Origin of the sequence: Bacillus sp. FSL H8-0492 (assembly GCF_038006145.1) — a bacterium.
Taxonomy (GTDB): Bacteria; Bacillota; Bacilli; order Bacillales; family Bacillaceae_G; genus Bacillus_A; species Bacillus_A mycoides.
The window spans coordinates 685,184-704,187 of record NZ_JBBOUP010000001.1; the positions used below are offsets into that span (position 1 = coordinate 685,184).

Consider the following 19,004-nt stretch of genomic DNA (forward strand, 5'->3'; position numbering starts at 1 on the left):
TAAACGGTTACATGAAATGAGGAGAAAAGAGAATGAGTACGATTAAAGACGTTGCAAAATTAGCAGGGGTATCTGTTGCGACCGTTTCCAGAGTGTTAAATAAAAATGGATATGTTCATGAGGATACATTAAAAAAAGTAGAGCGAGCAATTGAAATGCTAGATTATAAACCTAGTACAGTAGCACGTTCTTTATACAATAAAAAATCTCGTTTAATTGGATTAGTTGTTCCAAATATCGTGAATCCATTCTTTCCAGAAGTTGCACGTGCCGTAGAAGATGTAGCACATAAGCAAGGTTACACAGTTGTACTTTGTAACTCTGATGAAAATTTAGAAAAAGAGAAGCAATACATTGATGTGCTTAGACAAAATAATGTGGACGGATTTATTGTAGCAACGAATCCACAAAATAGTGTTAATTACATGAATTTGTCTATTCCAGTTGTTGCGATTGACCGTATGTTTAATGAGCGCATTCCTACTGTATATGCAGATAACTATGCAGGGAGTCAGGCGGCGACAAAGTTATTAATAGACAAAGGGTGTAAACATATTGCACATATTCGTGGACCGCGTGATGTGAGCACAGCTAATGAACGTTTTGAAGGTTTCGTAGACGTTATTACGCAAAATAATCTTTCTTATATGATTGCAGAGAGTACATTCGATCCAGCTAATAGTGAACGGGTAGCGGTGGAATTATTAGAAGAATATCCGCATATTGATGGAATTGTTGCTGGGAATGATTTAATTGCAATTGGTATTGTAAAGGCTGCACTTCAAAAGGGAATTTCTATTCCAAACGATTTACAAATTATTGGATTCGATGGAATTTCTTTAACTGAAATGATGTATCCATCTATTACGACTGTTGCACAGCCAATTTATGAAATGGGGAAAATTGCAACAGAATTGTTGTTAGAGCAGATGGAAGGAAATCCATTAGAAGAGAAACACTATCGTTTACCGATTGAAATTATAGAACGAAATACAACGAAGTAAGGAGATGAGACAGATGCCAAATATTGCAGTAGTAGGTAGTATTTCAATGGACTTAGTGGCTGTTTCAAAAATACGGCCGAAAGCCGGAGAAACGGTAATTGGTGAAGCGTTTCATACGATCCCAGGAGGGAAAGGGGCGAACCAAGCAGTTGCTGCAGCTAGATTAGGAGCAAATGTAGCGATGGTTGGTGCAGTAGGCAATGATGATTACGGAACAGTAGTTAGAAAAAATTTAGAGAACGAACGCGTTTTTATCGACTATGTGGTACCGGTTACAGATAGAACGACAGGAATTGCTCATATCGTTTTAGCAGAAGAGGATAACAGTATTGTTGTTGTGCAAGGGGCAAATGCTCTTGTAAATGAATCGGTTGTAGATCGTTCAAAAGACCTTCTTGTAAAAGCTGATATGGTTGTTCTTCAACTAGAGATTCCGCTTGAAACAGTAAAATACGTTCTGTCTATTTGTGAGGAGCATAAAATTCCAGTTATGTTGAATCCGGCTCCAGCACAATTTTTATCAGAAGATATTTTAGAAAAAGCGACTTATATTACACCGAATGAACATGAATGTCGCATCGTATTAAATGATTTCACATCACCAATTGAAGAGTTACTTGCGAAATATCCAAATAAGCTATTGATGACGGAAGGGTCTAACGGTGTTCGATTCCATAATGGAACGGAAGTTGTTCAAGTTCCAAGTATCGCTGTAGATGTAGTAGATACGACTGGAGCAGGTGACACATTTAACGGTGCGTTAGCAGTTGCGCTTTCTGAAGGAGTAGCACTTCAAAAGGCAATTCGTTTTGCAAATATTGCTGGTGGTCTTTCCGTAACGAAACTTGGGGCACAGGGCGGTATGCCAACGAGAGATAGAGTACGTGAAGTGCAGGTGATTGTTGGATGAAAAAGCACGGTGTATTAAATAGTGAAATCGCAGCAGTCCTTGCTTCACTTGGACATACAGATACGATTGTAATTGCTGATTGTGGGTTACCTATTCCTGATGGAGTAAAACGAATTGATTTAGCAGTTGAAATCGGAAAACCTAGTTTTTTAGACGTATTACAAGTTGTTGCTGATGATATGGCAATTGAAAAAGTGACGTTAGCAGAAGACGTTATTATGAATAATGCAGAGGTAAATAAAGAAGTTGAGATGCGATTAATAGAGCCAGCATTTGAATATGTGTCTCATAAGGAATTTAAAGAGCATACAAAGAGAGCGAAGGCGATTATTCGTACAGGAGAAGCAACGCCTTATGCGAATGTTATTTTACATGCAGGCGTGATTTTTTAATAAAGGGATGTGATGAGAATGCATATTGAAATGAAGAACATTTCAAAAGCGTTCAGTGGTAATCCTGTTCTAAAAAACGCACAGTTTATGATTGAAACAGGAGAAGTCCATGCATTGATGGGGGAAAATGGAGCGGGGAAATCGACGCTCATGAAGATTCTAACAGGTGTATATAAAAAAGACAGTGGAACAGTCACAATTGATGGACAAGAACGAACTTTTAAAAATGCGAAAGAAGCGGAAGAGTACGGTATTGCATTTATCCATCAAGAGTTGAACATATTACCGAATTTAACGGTAGCTGAAAATATGTTTCTTGGAAAAGAGTTAATGTATGGGAAAACGGGCATTTTACGTACGCGTCAAATGAATGCGATTGCCCAGCAACAATTGGCAGATCTTGGTCTACATGTGAGAGGTGCTATGCTAGCAGGTGAACTATCGGTTGGACAACAGCAAATTATTGAAATTGCTAAAGCATTAATGACAAATGCAAGCGTTATTATTATGGATGAGCCTACAGCGGCATTAACAGATCGCGAAATTGAAACACTGTTTATTGTTATTAATAAATTACGTAAAGAGGGCGTTTCATTCGTTTATATTTCACACCGAATGGAAGAAATTTTTTCAATATGTGATGCCATTACGATTTTACGTGATGGAGAATATGTAGGGAAAAGGTTAATTCCGGAAACGTCATTTGATGAAGTAGTTAGCATGATGGTAGGCCGAAGTATTGGTGAACGTTATCCAGAACGAAATAGTCAAATTGGCGAAGTGATTTTTGAAATGCGTAACGGAACGAAAAAGGGGAAATTTGAAAATGTTTCGTTTCAAGTTAGAAAAGGTGAAATCCTTGGTGTTGCGGGCTTGATGGGAGCTGGTCGCACGGATATTATGAAAGCAATATTTGGATATGAACCGCTTGATTCAGGACAAATTTTTATGAATGGACAAGAAGTAAAAATTGATAGTCCAATTGATGCGATTAGACAACGAATTGCCTTTATTACAGAGGATAGAAAATCTGAAGGGCTTGTGTTAGATTTTTCGATTCGTGAAAATTTAGCTTTACCAAATTTAGAGAGTCTTTCAAAGGGAAGCGTTGTTAATAAAGGTTTAGAACAGCAATTTACAGAGGATATGATGAAGCTTCTTAATGTGAAAGCAGCAAACGGAGAGCAAGCTGTAAAATCTCTTTCTGGTGGAAATCAGCAAAAGATTGTAATTGCAAAATGGTTAGGTATTCATCCACAGTTACTCATTTTAGATGAACCAACGAGAGGTGTAGATGTTGGGGCTAAAAAAGAAATTTACTCTATTATGAATAAGCTTACCGAGCAAGGAGATGCCGTTATTATGGTATCGTCTGAGCTTCCAGAAGTTTTAGGCATGAGTGATCGAGTTCTCGTCATTCATGAAGGGAAAATCGGTGGTATTTTAGAGAAAGATCAGGCATCGCAAGAGTCTATTATGGCACTAGCTACAGGGGGAGAGTAAGATATGGCTAAGAAGGGGAATGTATTACAACAACTTGGTTCTTTAATTGGATTAGTATTAATTATCGTAGTAATTACAGCTTTAAATCCAGCATTTATTGAAATTCCAAATTTATTTAATATACTGCGCCAAGTATCGATTAATGCACTCATTGCATTTGGAATGACCTTCGTTATTTTAACAGGGGGTATTGACTTATCGGTAGGTTCTATTTTAGCATTATCAAGTGCACTTGTTGCCGGAATGATGGCAAGTGGCATGGATCCGTTCCTTGCAATGGTAGTTGGATTATTAGCAGGTCTTGCAATGGGGATTGTAAACGGTATCATTATTGCGAAGGGAAAAGTAGCTCCGTTTATTGCAACTTTAGCAACAATGACTATTTTTCGCGGGTTGACGCTTGTTTATATGGACGGACGTCCGATCACTGGTCTTGGTGATCATTTAATGTTCCAAATGTTTGGCCGTGGTTATTTCCTTGGTATTCCTGTGCCAGCCGTTACAATGATGATCGCTTTTGCAGTACTGTACTTTATTTTAAAGAAAACAACGTTTGGTCGCCGTACGTTTGCGATTGGTGGAAATGAAGAAGCGGCAGCTTTATCAGGTATTAATGTTACGAGAATTAAAGTAATGATTTACGGTCTTTCCGGAATTTTGGCAGCGCTTGCAGGTATTGTCTTAACATCAAGGTTAGATTCTGCACAGCCGACTGCTGGTACTTCTTACGAATTAGATGCAATTGCTGCAGTTGTGTTAGGCGGAACGAGTCTTTCAGGTGGAAGAGGATGGATTGTTGGTACATTCATCGGTGTGCTTATTATTGGCGTACTAAATAACGGTTTAAATTTATTAGGTGTATCTTCTTTCTTCCAACAAGTTGTAAAAGGACTTGTAATCTTACTAGCTGTACTAATTGATCGTCGAAAAGAAGCGTAATGGAGGGGCAATTCATGAAAAAATGGTTACTGATACTCGTTGCATGCATCATGGTAGTTACTGCTGGTTGTTCAATGGAACCACCAGAATGGGCAAAGGATTCTAGCGATAAAGGTCGAAATAAAACTATTAAAGTTGGATTTTCTGTTTCCACTTTAAATAATCCATTTTTCGTCACGTTGAAAAAAGGTGCAGAAAAGAAAGCAAAAGATAGTGGCATTGAACTAATTGCTGTTGATGCACAAAATGATGCAGCGAAGCAAACAAACGATGTTGAAGATTTAATTCAAAAAGGTGTCGATGTAGTTGTTATTAATCCAACTGACTCAGATGCCGTTGCTTCAGCGGTAAGTGCAGCTAATGCAGCCAATGTGCCTGTTATTACAGTAGACCGAGTTGCGAATTCAGGTAAAGTTGTTTCTCACATTGCTTCTAACAATGTCGAAGGTGGTCAAATGGCTAGTGATTACATTCGGGAATTAGTTGGTGAAGGAACAAATGTTGCTGAGTTAGAAGGAATCCCTGGATCGTCTGCTGCTCGTGAGCGTGGGAAAGGATTCCATAACGTAGCTGATAAGTCTTTAAAAGTAGTAGCAAAACAAGCAGCTGATTTCGATCGTGCAAAAGGGTTATCCGTTATGGAAAATATTTTGCAAGCAAATAGCGATATTAAAGCGGTATTTGCTCATAATGATGAAATGGCATTAGGCGCAATTGAGGCATTAAAATCTGCTGGTAAAACGGATGTAGTCGTTGTTGGATTTGATGCAACGGATGATGCTGTAAAAGCGGTTAAAGATGGGCGTATGGCAGCAACAGTCGCTCAAAAACCGGAATTAATCGGAGAGAAGGCGATGGAAACAGCGAAAGAGATAACACAAGGTAAAAAAGTGGACAAATTTATTCCGATTGAATTAGAGCTTATTAAGAAAAAATAAATAAATATAAAATGAAAATTAGGAAGGAAGAATAACAAATGAAATTTTTTATTGATACAGCAAACATTAACGAAATTAAAGAGGCAAATGCATTAGGCGTAGTAGCTGGAGTAACGACAAACCCATCACTTGTAGCAAAAGAAGGCGTAGATTTCCATGAGCGTATTCGTGAAATTTGCAGCTTTATTGAAGGACCTGTAAGCGCAGAAGTAATTAGCTTAGAAGCTGACAAAATGATTGAAGAAGGAAAAGAGTTAGCAAAAATCGCTCCAAACGTTGTTGTAAAAGTTCCAATGACAACAGAAGGCTTAAAAGCAGTAAAAGCATTCTCAGATTTAGGAATTCGTACAAACGTTACATTAGTATTCTCAGCAGTGCAAGCATTACTTGCAGCTCGCGCTGGTGCGACATACGTTTCACCGTTCTTAGGTCGCCTAGATGATATCGGTCATAACGGTATGGACTTAATTCGCCAAATCGCAGAAATCTTTGCAATTCACGGCATTGAAACAGAAATCATTGCAGCATCTGTACGTCATAGTGTTCACGTAACAGAAGCAGCATTAAATGGTTCACATATTGCAACAATCCCAGCAAACGTAATCGCTTCATTAGTGAAGCATCCATTAACAGATCAAGGAATTGAGAAATTCTTAGCTGATTGGGAAAAAACACAAGAGAAATAATACGAAATGGAGAACCCAAGTTTAATTAACTTGGGTTCTTTTTTTTGTTTGAAAGAATTTTCATGCAATTGTGCATATTGTCTTTTAAATTTTTAATATAAGCTATTTAATATATACAAATCACTCTTTATTTTTCACATTTCGACATAAAAAGATAGAGGGTCTGACCAGAAAACTGGAGGGCATGATTCTATAACAGAAAGCTTATTTCTTATAGAATCATGTCTTTTATTATACAAGGGAGGATGGATTACATATTTTTATCTGAAGTTTAAGATTGATACAAGGGGATGAGTAAAATGAGAAAAAAAGCGCCATTTAAAGTGTTGTCATCGTTAACGATCGCGACACTCATCGGATGCTCAGCTGTAATGAGTGCTCCGTTAGCATATGCAGAAACGTCAGCAAAAGAAAGTGTGTCTACAACGCCAATTGATCATAACTTAATTCAAGAAGATCGTTTAGCGGAAGCGCTGAAAGAAAGAGGAACAATTAATCCAGCATCGTCTAAAGAAGAGACAAAAAAGGCCGTAGAGCAATATATTGAAAAGAAACAAGGGGATCAGGCAAATAAAGAAATTCTTCCAGCGGATACTGCTAAAGAGGCATCTGATTTTGTGAAAAAAGTAAAAGAGAAAAAAATGGAAGAAAAGGAGAAGGTAAAGAAACCTGAAAAAAATGTTAGCCCTGAGCAAAAACCGGAACCAAATAAAAATCAATTGAATGGGCAAGTTCCAACTTCTAAAGCAAAGCAAGCGCCATATAATGGACCGGTTCGAAATGATAAAGTATTAGTATTACTCGTTGAATTTAGTGATTATAAACATAATAATATTGATCAAACTCCAGGGTATATGTATTCGAAAGACTTTAGTAGAGAGCATTATCAAAAAATGTTATTTGGTAATGAGCCGTACAAGCTATTTGATGGTTCGAAAGTAAAAACGTTTAAACAATATTATGAAGAGCAGTCTGGCGGTAGTTATACGACGGATGGATATGTAACCGAATGGCTAACTGTGCCAGGGAAAGCGTCTGACTACGGTGCTGATGGTAGTAGTGGTCACGATAATAAAGGACCAAAAGGTGCACGTGATTTAGTGAAAGAAGCTTTACATGCAGCTGCTGAGAAAGGGTTAGATTTATCTCAATTTGATCAATTTGATAGATATGATACAAATGGTGATGGAAATCCAAATGAACCTGATGGTGTAATTGATCATTTAATGGTAATCCATGCTGGTGTTGGTCAAGAAGCTGGTGGCGGTAAATTAGGTGATGATGCAATTTGGTCACATCGTTCAAAATTAGCAACAGATCCAGTAGCGATTGAAGGTACAAAATCAAAGGTAGATTACTTTGGTGGAAAAGTAGCGGCTCATGATTACACAATTGAACCAGAAGACGGTGCAGTAGGTGTGTTTGCACATGAATTTGGACATGACCTTGGCTTACCGGATGAATATGACACGAAATATACTGGAACTGGTTCACCTGTTGAAGCGTGGTCATTAATGAGTGGAGGTAGCTGGACAGGAAAAATCGCAGGAACAGAGCCAACTAGTTTTTCACCACAAAATAAAGACTTCTTACAAAAGAATATGGGTGGAAACTGGGCGAAAATTTTAGAAGTAGATTACGATAAAATTAAGAGTGGTGTAGGAGTTCCTACATATATTGATCAAAGTGTTACGAAATCCAATCGTCCAGGCGTTGTACGTGTTAACTTACCAGGTAAAAGTGTTGAAACAATTAAACCGGAGTTTGGAAAGCATGCATATTATAGTACAAGAGGAGATGATATGCATACGACATTAGAAACACCATTCTTTGATTTAACAAAAGGAACAAATGCGAAATTTGATTATAAAGCGAATTATGAACTAGAAGCAGAGTGTGATTTCATCGAAGTACATGCTGTAACTGAAGATGGAACGAAAACATTAATTGATAGATTGGGAGAAAACATAGTCCAAGAAGATAAAGATACAACAGATGGAAAATGGATTGATAAATCATACGATTTAAGTCAATTTAAAGGGAAGAAAGTTAAACTACAATTCGACTATATTACAGATCCAGCTTTAACATATAAAGGTTTCGCAATGGATAATGTAAATGTAACAGTTGATGGACAAGTAGTATTTTCAGATGACGCAGAAGGAACATCTAAAATGCAGTTAAATGGATTCGTTGTTTCTGATGGGACAGAGAAGAAACAACATTATTATTATTTAGAGTGGAGAAACTATGCTGGATCAGATAATGGATTAAAAGCAGGAAAAGGTCCGGTGTATAATACTGGTCTTGTCGTTTGGTATGCAGATGATAGTTTCAAAGATAACTGGGTTGGGGTACATCCAGGTGAAGGCTTCCTTGGTGTTGTAGACTCTCATCCAGAAGCGTTTGTTGGTAATTTAAACGGGAAACCAGCGTATGGTAATACAGGCATGCAAATTGCAGACGCTGCCTTTTCATTTGATCAAACACCCGCATGGAGTGCAAATTCATTAACACGTGGACAGTTTAACTATTCTGGATTACAAGGTGTTACAACTTTTGATGATTCAAAAGTATATAGTAACAAACAAATTGCAGACGCGGGAAGAAAAGTTCCAAACCTTGGACTTAAATTCCAAGTTGTTGGACAGGCAGAGGATAAATCGGCAGGCGCTGTTTGGATTAAACGTTAATAACATAAAAGCACATTCTTCATATGAAGAGTGTGCTTTTTAATTTGTACATTAAGTTATTATTTTAGCTTATGTAATACAATTGTCTGTTCATATGTAGTGTATCAAATTATGTGGGTAAAGGAAATATTTCCGAGGAAATTGTCGAAGTATCGTCGGTATTTATACACTTTCTTTGTAGAAGAAGAAATGTAGTATTGCCTGTACAGTTTAATTTATTTACATTGTTATTTGGCTATACACAAAAGTGATATATTCGGCAATCAAAGAGCTCTATTCGATAGGGCTCTTTTTTATGGATAGAAAGGAGTGAACTAAATGAAAGAAATAATTGAATGTCCACAGTGTGAAGGGAATATTACTGCACAACATATTATTGATCTTCCGCATCCTTTTTCATTCAGGTGTCCACACTGTAAGGTGAAATTAAAAGAAATGAGGATCACACCATGTTTAATATTAGCGGCAATTTGTATAATTCCACTGTTTATCATGATTGGAGAGAGTATTAAGGAATTACTAGTAAAATATTTTTCTATTATAGATGATGTACCAACTGTACTTATTTTCTTCTTATTTTGTTATCCGTTGTATTATCTTTATGAAAAATATAATGCCATATTGTTTATTAAATACGGCTTGTTGAAAGTCAAAAGTTGAATAGGAGCTTATCATTATGTTGTGGAAAGTTTATTTAGTAATTATAGCGATATTAACTATAACTTCGCTAGTAAGAGGCATGTTTCAAACACTAATTCAAAAGTTTGATTTTGTGGTGACTATTATTACATGGATAGGACTATTTGGATTTGTTTTTGATGTACAAATATTGACGCCGATCGTTTGGCAATGCATCTTCGTATTTAGCATCATTTGGACTTTAACTGCAGTTTTTGTTTTACGTTTATATGAAGAGAAGGATGACCCGCTACCTTTTATATTCAAATTAATTGGTATTATCCCAACGCTGCCATTATATTACGGGTTATATCAATATGCATTTTAAAAAAGACAATGATGGAATTAACCCATCATTGTCTTTTTTACTTTGCTTCTTACAAAAATCATTCCAGCAAATGTTAACAAGAATGCAGTTCCGATAACGAAGCTAGCGCTAGGTGATGCTCCGATTGCTCCGACTGTAAAGGAGCCAGCAACAACTCCTAACGAGAAGAATGCATAAAACAATCCGAATGCTTTCCCTCGGTTACTATCTGTTGTATTTTCAACAAGTAAAGCATTAATTGCTGGGAAGAGGATAGCGAATCCAATTCCATAAATTATCATAACGATAAAGAGCATGCCTTTTGTTGCAAATAATCCGAGTAAAGATAACGCTAGTGCCATTACTGCAATCCCGATTAGCATTAGTTTGGAACGATTAAATCGATCGTAAATACGATTTGTTGGCAGTAAGAAGAAGAGGATAGCGGTAATTCCGAATACACTTAACATCATGCCTGTTGTAGATGCTTTAAGTGCTAATGCCTCAACTTTTACTGGTAACATATAAGTGACAATCCCTTGTGAAAACATTAGTGTGAAAGCACCAATATATGCTTGTAATAACGGTTCTGATTTCAATAGTTCAATCATATCTTCTTTGTTCATCATTTGTGTTCTTGATGTATCTTTTCTTGATACGTTATTTGGTAAGAAAAATAGAGATACGATTGTACCAAGGACCATTAAAATAGAAATAGTAATGAACACCCACTCTATACCAGCTGTTGCTTTCATAATGCCGCTGAAAGCAGGTCCTACGATTGCAGCTGTTCCAACAGCGGCACCAGATAGAGCCATTGCTTTACCTTGCCTTGCTGAATTCGTTTGCTTTGATAAAAACGTAAAGGCAGCAGGAATTAAAAATCCGTCACTAAAACCGTGCATAAAGCGCACAACTAATAGTTGTTCACCACTTTGAACAACGGTGTATAACAAGACTATGAAACTCGTAATTCCCATGCTTATATAAAGGATTTTTTTTGCACCAAATTTATCGACAGCGGCTCCAGCGATAATATTACCGATCATATTAGCGAATGAGTACATACCGATAACTAGCCCGATAACAAGAGGGGTTCCTCCAAGACTTTGAGCGAAAGTACTCATAATAGGTAATTGTGAAAATGTATCTAAAAACGCTACGATAACAATAAAGTAAATAAAATATTTCAAGTCATATTCACCTCTCCTCTGCTATTATGGCATAATGCTAATTTCAACCGCAATGAAATTAGCATTAACAGATGTGGAAAAAAGTACAAAGTGACAAAATATTGAACGTTATTTGTTAAAATTTAGTGGAAATGAGATTGTTTTTTTGAAATATATGGATGGAAGTATTATAATAGAATTGTAAACTTCACCAGGTTAAGTATATACGTAGAGAGGGATGTATAAAATGAAAGCACTACTTTGGCATAATCAACGTGATGTACGAGTAGAAGAAGTACCAGAACCAACTGTAAGACCAGGAGCAGTTAAGATTAAAGTTAAATGGTGTGGTATCTGCGGAACAGACTTGCATGAATATTTAGCAGGACCTATTTTTATTCCAACAGAAGAGCACCCATTAACACACGTAAAAGCACCGGTTATTTTAGGTCATGAGTTTAGTGGTGAGGTAGTTGAAATCGGTGAAGGCGTTACTTCTCATAAAGTGGGAGATCGCGTCGTTGTAGAACCAATTTATTCTTGTGGTAAATGTGAAGCTTGTAAACACGGACATTACAATGTTTGTGAACAACTTGTTTTCCACGGTCTTGGCGGAGAAGGCGGCGGTTTCTCTGAATATACAGTAGTACCAGAAGATATGGTCCACCATATTCCTGATGAAATGACGTATGAACAAGGTGCACTTGTAGAACCAGCAGCAGTAGCAGTTCATGCAGTACGTCAAAGTAAATTAAAAGAGGGAGAAGCTGTAGCGGTATTTGGTTGTGGTCCGATTGGGCTTCTTGTAATCCAAGCAGCAAAAGCAGCAGGAGCAACTCCTGTTATCGCAGTGGAACTTTCTAAAGAACGTCAAGAGCTAGCTAAATTAGCAGGTGCTGATTACGTATTAAATCCAGCAACTCAAGATGTACTAGCAGAAATTCGTAACTTAACAAATGGTTTAGGTGTAAATGTGAGCTTTGAAGTAACAGGTGTCGAAGTAGTACTTCGTCAAGCGATTGAAAGTACAAGTTTTGAAGGACAAACTGTAATTGTTAGTGTGTGGGAAAAAGATGCGACAATTACGCCAAACAACCTTGTACTAAAAGAAAAAGAAGTTATCGGTATTCTTGGATACCGTCATATCTTCCCAGCTGTTATTAAATTAATTAGCTCTGGCCAAATTCAAGCAGAGAAATTAATTACGAAAAAAATCACAGTAGATCAAGTTGTTGAAGAAGGATTTGAAGCACTTGTAAAAGATAAAACACAAGTGAAAATTCTTGTTTCACCTAAATAATAGAGAATAGTAAAAAGTAGCCCTTTTCTAGAAATAGAAGAGGGCTACTTTTTTTCTATACAGAAAGGTGATAGACTTTCCTTTAACTACAGGTATTTTGTTTGGAAGGGGAAGTCTAATGCTTTCATTTATGTTGACATTGAAACGGATGCTAAAAGCTTGTTTACGAGCGTGGAAAGATAAAGAATTTCAAGTATTATTCGTATTAACATTTTTAACATTAACATCTGGTACGATTTTTTATAGTACAGTTGAAGGATTACGTCCTCTTGACGCCCTATATTTTAGTGTGGTCACGTTGACGACTGTCGGTGATGGGAATTTTAGTCCGCAAACTGATTTCGGAAAGGTATTTACGATCTTATACATATTTATCGGGATTGGATTAGTGTTTGGATTTATTCATAAGTTGGCAGTTAATGTACAGCTGCCAAGTATATTATCGAAAAGAAAAAAAGAGTAAAGCATGTGGATGCTTTACTCTTTTTTTACATTAATTTAGACAATCATTTGCAGTAGCTTAACAATACTTTATTACAATGTAAGTGTATTCATTCATTATATTCACTATGTATAAAGTTATAATGATATGAACATTTGCATATTTTAATTTATTGATAGAAATTTCATGAAAGGTGGGATATTCTAGTCATAGGTTAACCAGACGATATCATAGGATCCTAACAAAAAGTTTACAATAATTCAATTAAAAAATGGAGGATTTTATATGAAAAAGAAAGTACTTGCTTTAGCAGCGGCTATTACATTAGTAGCTCCGTTACAAAGTGTTGCATTTGCTCATGAAAATGATGGGGGAAGTAGAATAAATATAGTTCACCGCTGGTCTGCTGAAGATAAGCATAAAGAAGGCGTAAACTCTCATTTATGGATTGTAAACCGTGCAATGGATATTATGTCTCGTAATACAACACTTGTAAAACAAGATCAGGTTGCACTATTAAATGAATGGCGTACGGAGTTAGAGAACGGTATTTATGCTGCTGACTATGAAAATCCTTATTATGATAATAGCACATTTGCTTCACACTTCTATGACCCTGACAATGGAAAAACTTATATTCCATTTGCAAAGCAGGCAAAGGAAACTGGAGCTAAATATTTTAAATTAGCAGGTGAGTCATACAAAAATAAAGATATGAAACAAGCATTCTTCTATTTGGGGTTATCTCTTCATTATTTAGGGGATGTAAATCAACCGATGCATGCGGCAAACTTTACAAATCTTTCTTATCCACAAGGGTTCCATTCTAAATATGAAAACTTTGTAGATACGATAAAAGATAATTATAAAGTAACAGATGGAAATGGATATTGGAACTGGAAAGGTACAAATCCAGAAGATTGGATTCATGGAGCGGCAGTAGCTGCGAAACAAGATTACTCTGGCATTGTAAATGATAATACGAAAGATTGGTTCGTGAAAGCAGCTGTATCACAAGAATATGCAGATAAATGGCGCGCTGAAGTTATACCAATGACAGGTACGAGATTAATGGATGCACAACGTGTTACTGCTGGATACATTCAGCTTTGGTTTGATACGTACGGAAATCGTTAAATATTTGAAAAAGGTCAAATCTCAGAATAGAGTATTTGGCCTTTTTATCACTACACAGTACATGGAGGTATGAAACGTGAAAGGTAAATTGCTAAAAGGTGTACTAAGCTTTGGTATTGGTTTAGGAGCTTTATATAGTGGATCTTCAGCTCAAGCAGAAATGTCTATAAATCAAAATAATACATTAAAAGTTATGACGCATAATGTATACATGCTATCAACAAACCTATATCCGAACTGGGGACAAAGTGAGCGCGCTGATTTAATTGGAGCGGCAGATTATATAAAGAATCAGGATGTTGTTATATTAAATGAAGTGTTTGATAATAGTGCTTCAAATCGCTTATTAGGAAATTTGAAGAAAGAATATCCAAATCAAACGGCAGTATTAGGTCGTAGTAGTGGAAGCGAGTGGGATAAGACGTTAGGAAACTATTCATCTTCGACTCCTGAAGATGGAGGTGTAGCGATTGTGAGTAAATGGCCAATTGTTGAAAAGATTCAATATGTATTTGAAAAAGGCTGTGGACCAGATAACTTATCAAATAAAGGATTTGTATACACAAAAGTTAAGAAAAATGATCGTTTTGTACATGTGATTGGGACTCATTTACAAGCTGAAGATAGTATGTGTGGAAATACTTCGCCAGCATCTGTACGTACAAAACAGCTACAAGAAATTCAAGAGTTTATTAAAAATAAAAATATACCAAATAACGAGTATGTGTTAATTGGTGGTGATATGAATGTAAATAAAATAAATGCTGAGAATAATAGCAATTCAGAGTATGCATCGATGTTTAAAACATTACATGCGTCTGTTCCATCTTATACAGGACATGCAGCAACTTGGGATGCGACGACAAACAGTATTGCGAAATACAATTATCCAGATGCACCTACTGAACATTTAGATTATATTATTGCGAGTAAAGATCATGCGAATCCATCATTCGTAGAGAATAACGTATTACAAGTGAAATCTCCAAAGTGGTCTGTTACATCATGGTTCAAAAAATATACGTATGATGATTATTCTGATCATTATCCAGTAGAGGCGACTATTTCTATGAAGTAGAGTAGTCTTAAAACAGTTTCTTCGTGAAGAAGAAACTTTTTTTATTTGAAAACAGGAAAATCATTTTTTCTTTCCAATATGTATAAGACATATATAGAAGAGGAGAGAAAAATGTGGATAGAGGAATTTTTAAGGAAGTTCCATTACCGTGTGCATTTTTAGATGAAGTGGCTTTAGAGAGGAATATTCAATCGATTATAGAGTTAAGTGGAGATAAGAAAATTCGTATAGCGAGTAAATCATTACGCTCTGTTCCAGTTATGAAAAAGATTTTAGCTGCAAATAATCGGTTTCAAGGTATTATGTGTTTTTCTCCTAGAGAAGCTTTGTTTTTAATTGAACAAGGGTTTAATGATTTATTGCTCGGATATCCTGTTTATGATGAAAGAGCTTTACATGAAATTAGTTTGCTAACAAAGCAAGGGCACATTATAACTTGTATGGTGGATTGTGAAGACCATATTACTTATTTAGAAAAGATTGCTGAGAAGTCTAAAGGGTGTTTTCGCGTTTGTTTGGATATTGATATGAGTAGTCGTTTTTTGAAATTTCATTTTGGTGTAAAAAGATCACCGGTAAAAGATGTGCAGAGCGCTTTGAAAATAGTAGAAAAGGTGAAGGGCTCATCATATTTAATACTAGATGGTGTAATGGGATATGAAGCTCAAATTGCCGGGGTGGGGGATCATATACCGAATCAATGGATGAAAAGTAAAGCTGTTTCGTATTTAAAGAAGAAATCAGTGTTAGAGGTTAAAGAAAGAAGAGAACGTATCGTAAAAGAAATACAAAACCTTGGTATTGAACTAAGATTTGTAAATGGGGGAGGAACAGGAAGTATAAAAACAACTGAGCAAGATAACTCAGTTTCAGAGATTACTGTAGGATCCGCCTTTTACTCTCCTAAACTGTTTGACTATTATAAAGAAGTAAAATTTCAGCCAGCTGCCGGATTTGTTTTACCAGTTGTACGTAAACCGGATCCTTTTATTTATACTTGCCTAGGTGGCGGATATATTGCCTCAGGTGCAGTTGGTAAAGATAAAGAGCCTGAGGTTTGGATGCCGCATGGTGCAAAACTATTAGCTTTAGAAGGTGCTGGTGAAGTGCAAACGCCAATTTTTTATAACGGCGAGGAACGAGTGGATATAGGAGATTCTATCTTGTTTCGCCATAGTAAAGCTGGGGAGTTATGTGAGCGTTTTCCTATTTTATATCGCATTAAACAAGGGGAAATTGTTGGAGAGTATTCAACATATCGGGGGGATGGACAATGCTTTCTATAAAGGGACAAAAATGGAGAAATTGGACAGGGAATGTAGAAGGAACGCCGCATTATACGATGTATCCAAAAAGTATACAAGATGTAGTAGAAGTTGTGGGGCTTGCACGAAAAAAAGGAAAGAAAATTCGTGTTGTCGGTTCAGGTCATTCGTTTACACCTCTTGTGCAAACGGAAGAAATTTTAGTTTCTTTAGATGAATTGAAGGGCATTGTGAATATTGATGCAGAGAAGAAGGTTGCCGAAGTATGGGCGGGAACAAAGCTACATGATTTAGGGAAGTTACTTCAGGAAAAAGGTTATGCGCAAGAAAATTTAGGAGATATTGATTCACAATCTATTGCAGGAGCGATTAGTACGGGGACTCATGGGACGGGTGTTACATTTGGAAGTTTATCAACACAAGTTATAGAGATCACGGCAGTTTTATCAACAGGTGAGAGTATAGTTTGTTCAGAAACCGAGAACGTCGAATATTGGAAAGCATTTCAGTTGTCGCTTGGAATGCTAGGTATCATTGTAAAGATAAAATTGAAGGTTATCCCAGCGTATTCGCTTGTTTATGAAAGTGAAAAACAATCATTGTCTACTGTAATGAACAAACTAGAAGAATATAAGAAGAATCGTCATTTTGAATTTTTCGTTTTTCCTTATTCAGATGAAGTGCAAGTGAAATTTACAAACGAAACAACGAGTAAAGAAAGTGATTTGAAATGGCATAAACTAAAGGTGGAGTTACTTGAAAATAGGATGTTCTCTTTATTATCTAAAGGGTGTAAATGGTTTCCTTCTATAAGTAAAGGAGTAAGCCGATTATCAGCTAAGGCTGTACCGAACACGAAAATAATTGGACCAAGCTATGAAGTATTCGCTACATCACGTACAGTTCCATTTTATGAAATGGAGTACAGTGTCCCTTCAAAGTATATGAGGGCTGTTGTAGAAGAAATTTCAAATCTTATTGAAAAGAAAAAGTATAAGGTGCACTTCCCGATTGAATGCCGCTACGTGAGAGGTGATGATATATGGCTCAGTCCAGCATATGGAAGAGATTCAGCGTATATAGCTGTTCATATGTATAAAGGTATGAAGTATGCCGCTTATTTTGGTGAAGTGGAGAAAATTTTTCTAAAGTATGAAGGGCGCCCACATTGGGGGAAAATGCATACGTTAACGTACGAAAAATTGCAAAATATATATCCAGAATTGCACTCGTTTCTAAAAGTGAGGAAGTCACTAGATGAAACAGGAATATTTTTAAGCCCTTATACAGAAAAGTTATTTACGATTATGAAAAAAAGCTGACAAATTAGTATTTGTCAGCTTTTTTAAGTGTAATTGCATTTCTTGTATGACTAATACGCTCGTAAAATAGTAATTTATCACTACTAAATATATGTAATAAAACATGAATAATAAATAGCCCGTTAATTACAAATTGGAATAACAGTATAACTAGTAATACTAAAGGCTCTGTATGATTTAAAATAGAGCTACTAGAAAGAATGTAATTGATTCCACCTAAAATGAAATAGAATATACCGTAACGAATGAATAATTCTTTTAGTGTAATACGCTCTGCTTGTCCTTTAATGTAAATACGAAGCAACGCTTTCCCTATTGTTCTTCCATTTGTAAAGTATGGGATGATAATAAAGTAAATTAAGATTGAACATGCGATGAAAAGGAGTTCGTATACATTTGTATAAGATTGGATGTTAGAAATAAATAGTGAGTTTCCTTTGTTTTTAATGAAAGGTACAACGATAGATAAGAAGATCCAATCAATTTGCATAGCGATGAGACGACGAACGAATCCGACTGGTTTCGTTTCCAAATCAATATGACTATCTAATTCGCTTGTTTTTGGCAGGAAGTACGTAAATATTGGTGCAATGATAAAACCGATTACGCCGCCTAGTGTGTTTAAAAACAGATCGTCGATATCGAATAAGCGATATGCACAATTATAAATACCATATAATCCAGTTACTTGTGTTAATTCAAAGAACAGTGAAAGGCAAAAAGAAATGCACACTGTTTGGAAGAAACTACGTCGGAAATAATAACGTAAGTAAATACCGAATGGAACGGTTAATAGAACGTTAAAAGCAACTTGTAAAAATGCAGATTCTTTTAATAACAAGAAATAAGTAGTAGGTTTCGTTAAAATTGCCGATGTATGATTACTAATCTCTTGTATGAAATAAAATGGTGAGAGTTGCATATGCTGTGTATTAGCGGGTTGTAGGCTACAAGTATCATACGTTTGTGGTAACGGCAAAATAACAAGAAAATAGGCATTTAATAAATAGAGTAGTAATGAATACAAAATAAATGAACGCCATTTATTTAAATAACCGTATTTTCGATAATTGAATATTAAAAAAGGGATTAAGAGAAACATTGCTAAAATAGGAAATAAAATAAATGCTGTTTTTACTGGAAATAAATATGCAGTCAAAATGAAACTCCTTTCAATGAAAATTCGTTTATCATTATAGCGCTAAAAGGAGTTTAAAACAAAGTTAAAATATTTCGAA

General features: G+C 36.0%; 18 protein-coding genes. 16 read left to right on the plus strand and 2 right to left on the minus strand.

The window, feature by feature from the left end; translation table 11 throughout:
- Window positions 1-32: 32 nt before the first annotated feature.
- The 10 genes from rbsR (at window position 33) to MHH66_RS03505 (ending at window position 10,071) form a co-directional block, all read left to right on the plus strand.
- Window positions 33-1,004, plus strand: coding sequence for a ribose operon transcriptional repressor RbsR (gene rbsR, locus MHH66_RS03460; protein ID WP_061673981.1), 972 nt, complete (start codon window positions 33-35; stop codon window positions 1,002-1,004).
- Window positions 1,005-1,017: 13 nt separating this feature from the next.
- Window positions 1,018-1,914: a ribokinase gene (rbsK, locus tag MHH66_RS03465; RefSeq protein ID WP_063218699.1), complete on the plus strand. Its 897-nt coding sequence runs from the start codon at window positions 1,018-1,020 to the stop codon at window positions 1,912-1,914.
- Window positions 1,911-2,306, plus strand: a complete 396-nt coding sequence (gene rbsD / locus MHH66_RS03470; RefSeq protein WP_063218698.1) for a D-ribose pyranase — start codon at window positions 1,911-1,913, stop codon at window positions 2,304-2,306. Before rbsK ends, rbsD begins: the two co-directional genes overlap by 4 nt.
- An 18-nt stretch (window positions 2,307-2,324) precedes the next feature.
- Complete coding sequence (gene rbsA / locus MHH66_RS03475; protein WP_078185077.1) at window positions 2,325-3,809, plus strand: ribose ABC transporter ATP-binding protein RbsA; 1,485 nt, start codon at window positions 2,325-2,327, stop codon at window positions 3,807-3,809.
- 3 nt (window positions 3,810-3,812) lie between these two features.
- Window positions 3,813-4,748 carry an ABC transporter permease subunit gene (locus MHH66_RS03480; protein ID WP_002029798.1) on the plus strand — a complete coding sequence of 312 codons (936 nt, stop codon included), beginning with the start codon at window positions 3,813-3,815 and terminating at the stop codon, window positions 4,746-4,748.
- Between the two features lie 14 nt (window positions 4,749-4,762).
- Window positions 4,763-5,686 (plus strand): ribose ABC transporter substrate-binding protein RbsB, encoded by a 924-nt coding sequence (gene rbsB / locus MHH66_RS03485; RefSeq protein WP_063218696.1) that lies wholly within the window; start codon window positions 4,763-4,765, stop codon window positions 5,684-5,686.
- A gap of 38 nt (window positions 5,687-5,724) precedes the next feature.
- Window positions 5,725-6,372 carry a fructose-6-phosphate aldolase gene (gene fsa / locus MHH66_RS03490; protein WP_000667669.1) on the plus strand — a complete coding sequence of 216 codons (648 nt, stop codon included), beginning with the start codon at window positions 5,725-5,727 and terminating at the stop codon, window positions 6,370-6,372.
- A 299-nt stretch (window positions 6,373-6,671) separates the two neighbouring features.
- The gene (inhA2, locus tag MHH66_RS03495) at window positions 6,672-9,065 is read left to right on the plus strand and encodes a M6 family metalloprotease immune inhibitor InhA2 (RefSeq protein WP_078185076.1); all 2,394 of its coding nucleotides are present in this window, start codon (window positions 6,672-6,674) and stop codon (window positions 9,063-9,065) included.
- Between the two features lie 318 nt (window positions 9,066-9,383).
- A complete protein-coding gene (locus tag MHH66_RS03500; RefSeq protein ID WP_002125258.1) occupies window positions 9,384-9,725 on the plus strand; it encodes a hypothetical protein in 342 nt (113 codons plus the stop codon).
- 16 nt (window positions 9,726-9,741) lie between these two features.
- Window positions 9,742-10,071, plus strand: a complete 330-nt coding sequence (locus tag MHH66_RS03505; protein WP_078185075.1) for a hypothetical protein — start codon at window positions 9,742-9,744, stop codon at window positions 10,069-10,071.
- Window positions 10,072-10,088: 17 nt separating this feature from the next.
- On the opposite strand, the gene MHH66_RS03510 is transcribed toward MHH66_RS03505, so the two are convergent.
- Window positions 10,089-11,243, minus strand: a complete 1,155-nt coding sequence (locus MHH66_RS03510; RefSeq protein WP_002140391.1) for an MFS transporter — start codon at window positions 11,241-11,243, stop codon at window positions 10,089-10,091.
- A 226-nt stretch (window positions 11,244-11,469) separates the two neighbouring features.
- On the opposite strand from MHH66_RS03510, the gene bdhA reads away from it, so the two are divergent.
- The 6 genes from bdhA (at window position 11,470) to MHH66_RS03540 (ending at window position 17,766) form a co-directional block, all read left to right on the plus strand.
- Window positions 11,470-12,522 (plus strand): (R,R)-butanediol dehydrogenase, encoded by a 1,053-nt coding sequence (gene bdhA, locus MHH66_RS03515; protein ID WP_000645834.1) that lies wholly within the window; start codon window positions 11,470-11,472, stop codon window positions 12,520-12,522.
- A gap of 118 nt (window positions 12,523-12,640) precedes the next feature.
- Window positions 12,641-12,985, plus strand: coding sequence for a potassium channel family protein (locus MHH66_RS03520; RefSeq protein WP_000948238.1), 345 nt, complete (start codon window positions 12,641-12,643; stop codon window positions 12,983-12,985).
- Between the two features lie 264 nt (window positions 12,986-13,249).
- A complete protein-coding gene (cerA, locus tag MHH66_RS03525) occupies window positions 13,250-14,101 on the plus strand; it encodes a phospholipase CerA (RefSeq protein ID WP_063218693.1) in 852 nt (283 codons plus the stop codon).
- 76 nt (window positions 14,102-14,177) lie between these two features.
- Window positions 14,178-15,179 carry a sphingomyelin phosphodiesterase gene (gene sph / locus MHH66_RS03530; RefSeq protein WP_063218692.1) on the plus strand — a complete coding sequence of 334 codons (1,002 nt, stop codon included), beginning with the start codon at window positions 14,178-14,180 and terminating at the stop codon, window positions 15,177-15,179.
- A 113-nt stretch (window positions 15,180-15,292) separates the two neighbouring features.
- The gene (locus MHH66_RS03535; RefSeq protein ID WP_078185074.1) at window positions 15,293-16,465 is read left to right on the plus strand and encodes an amino acid deaminase/aldolase; all 1,173 of its coding nucleotides are present in this window, start codon (window positions 15,293-15,295) and stop codon (window positions 16,463-16,465) included.
- Entirely contained in the window at window positions 16,453-17,766 is a 1,314-nt protein-coding gene (locus MHH66_RS03540; protein ID WP_063218690.1) for a D-arabinono-1,4-lactone oxidase, read from the plus strand. The genes MHH66_RS03535 and MHH66_RS03540 overlap by 13 nt, the downstream gene beginning before the upstream one ends.
- A 4-nt stretch (window positions 17,767-17,770) precedes the next feature.
- Here MHH66_RS03540 and MHH66_RS03545 read toward each other — a convergent pair whose 3' ends face one another.
- Complete coding sequence (locus tag MHH66_RS03545) at window positions 17,771-18,925, minus strand: VanZ family protein (protein WP_063218689.1); 1,155 nt, start codon at window positions 18,923-18,925, stop codon at window positions 17,771-17,773.
- Between the last annotated feature and the right edge of the window lie 79 nt (window positions 18,926-19,004).

What these genes read in the sequence shown, in the direction of transcription:
- rbsR (WP_061673981.1), top strand. Translation starts at nt 33, where the DNA reads ATGAGTACGATTAAAGACGTTGCAAAATTAGCAGGGGTATCTGTTGCG.
- MHH66_RS03540 (WP_063218690.1), top strand. Translation starts at nt 16,453, where the DNA reads ATGCTTTCTATAAAGGGACAAAAATGGAGAAATTGGACAGGGAATGTA.
- rbsA (WP_078185077.1), top strand. Translation starts at nt 2,325, where the DNA reads ATGCATATTGAAATGAAGAACATTTCAAAAGCGTTCAGTGGTAATCCT.
- MHH66_RS03520 (WP_000948238.1), top strand. Translation starts at nt 12,641, where the DNA reads ATGCTTTCATTTATGTTGACATTGAAACGGATGCTAAAAGCTTGTTTA.
- rbsD (WP_063218698.1), top strand. Translation starts at nt 1,911, where the DNA reads ATGAAAAAGCACGGTGTATTAAATAGTGAAATCGCAGCAGTCCTTGCT.
- cerA (WP_063218693.1), top strand. Translation starts at nt 13,250, where the DNA reads ATGAAAAAGAAAGTACTTGCTTTAGCAGCGGCTATTACATTAGTAGCT.
- MHH66_RS03505 (WP_078185075.1), top strand. Translation starts at nt 9,742, where the DNA reads ATGTTGTGGAAAGTTTATTTAGTAATTATAGCGATATTAACTATAACT.
- bdhA (WP_000645834.1), top strand. Translation starts at nt 11,470, where the DNA reads ATGAAAGCACTACTTTGGCATAATCAACGTGATGTACGAGTAGAAGAA.
- MHH66_RS03500 (WP_002125258.1), top strand. Translation starts at nt 9,384, where the DNA reads ATGAAAGAAATAATTGAATGTCCACAGTGTGAAGGGAATATTACTGCA.
- rbsK (WP_063218699.1), top strand. Translation starts at nt 1,018, where the DNA reads ATGCCAAATATTGCAGTAGTAGGTAGTATTTCAATGGACTTAGTGGCT.
- fsa (WP_000667669.1), top strand. Translation starts at nt 5,725, where the DNA reads ATGAAATTTTTTATTGATACAGCAAACATTAACGAAATTAAAGAGGCA.
- MHH66_RS03480 (WP_002029798.1), top strand. Translation starts at nt 3,813, where the DNA reads ATGGCTAAGAAGGGGAATGTATTACAACAACTTGGTTCTTTAATTGGA.
- rbsB (WP_063218696.1), top strand. Translation starts at nt 4,763, where the DNA reads ATGAAAAAATGGTTACTGATACTCGTTGCATGCATCATGGTAGTTACT.
- inhA2 (WP_078185076.1), top strand. Translation starts at nt 6,672, where the DNA reads ATGAGAAAAAAAGCGCCATTTAAAGTGTTGTCATCGTTAACGATCGCG.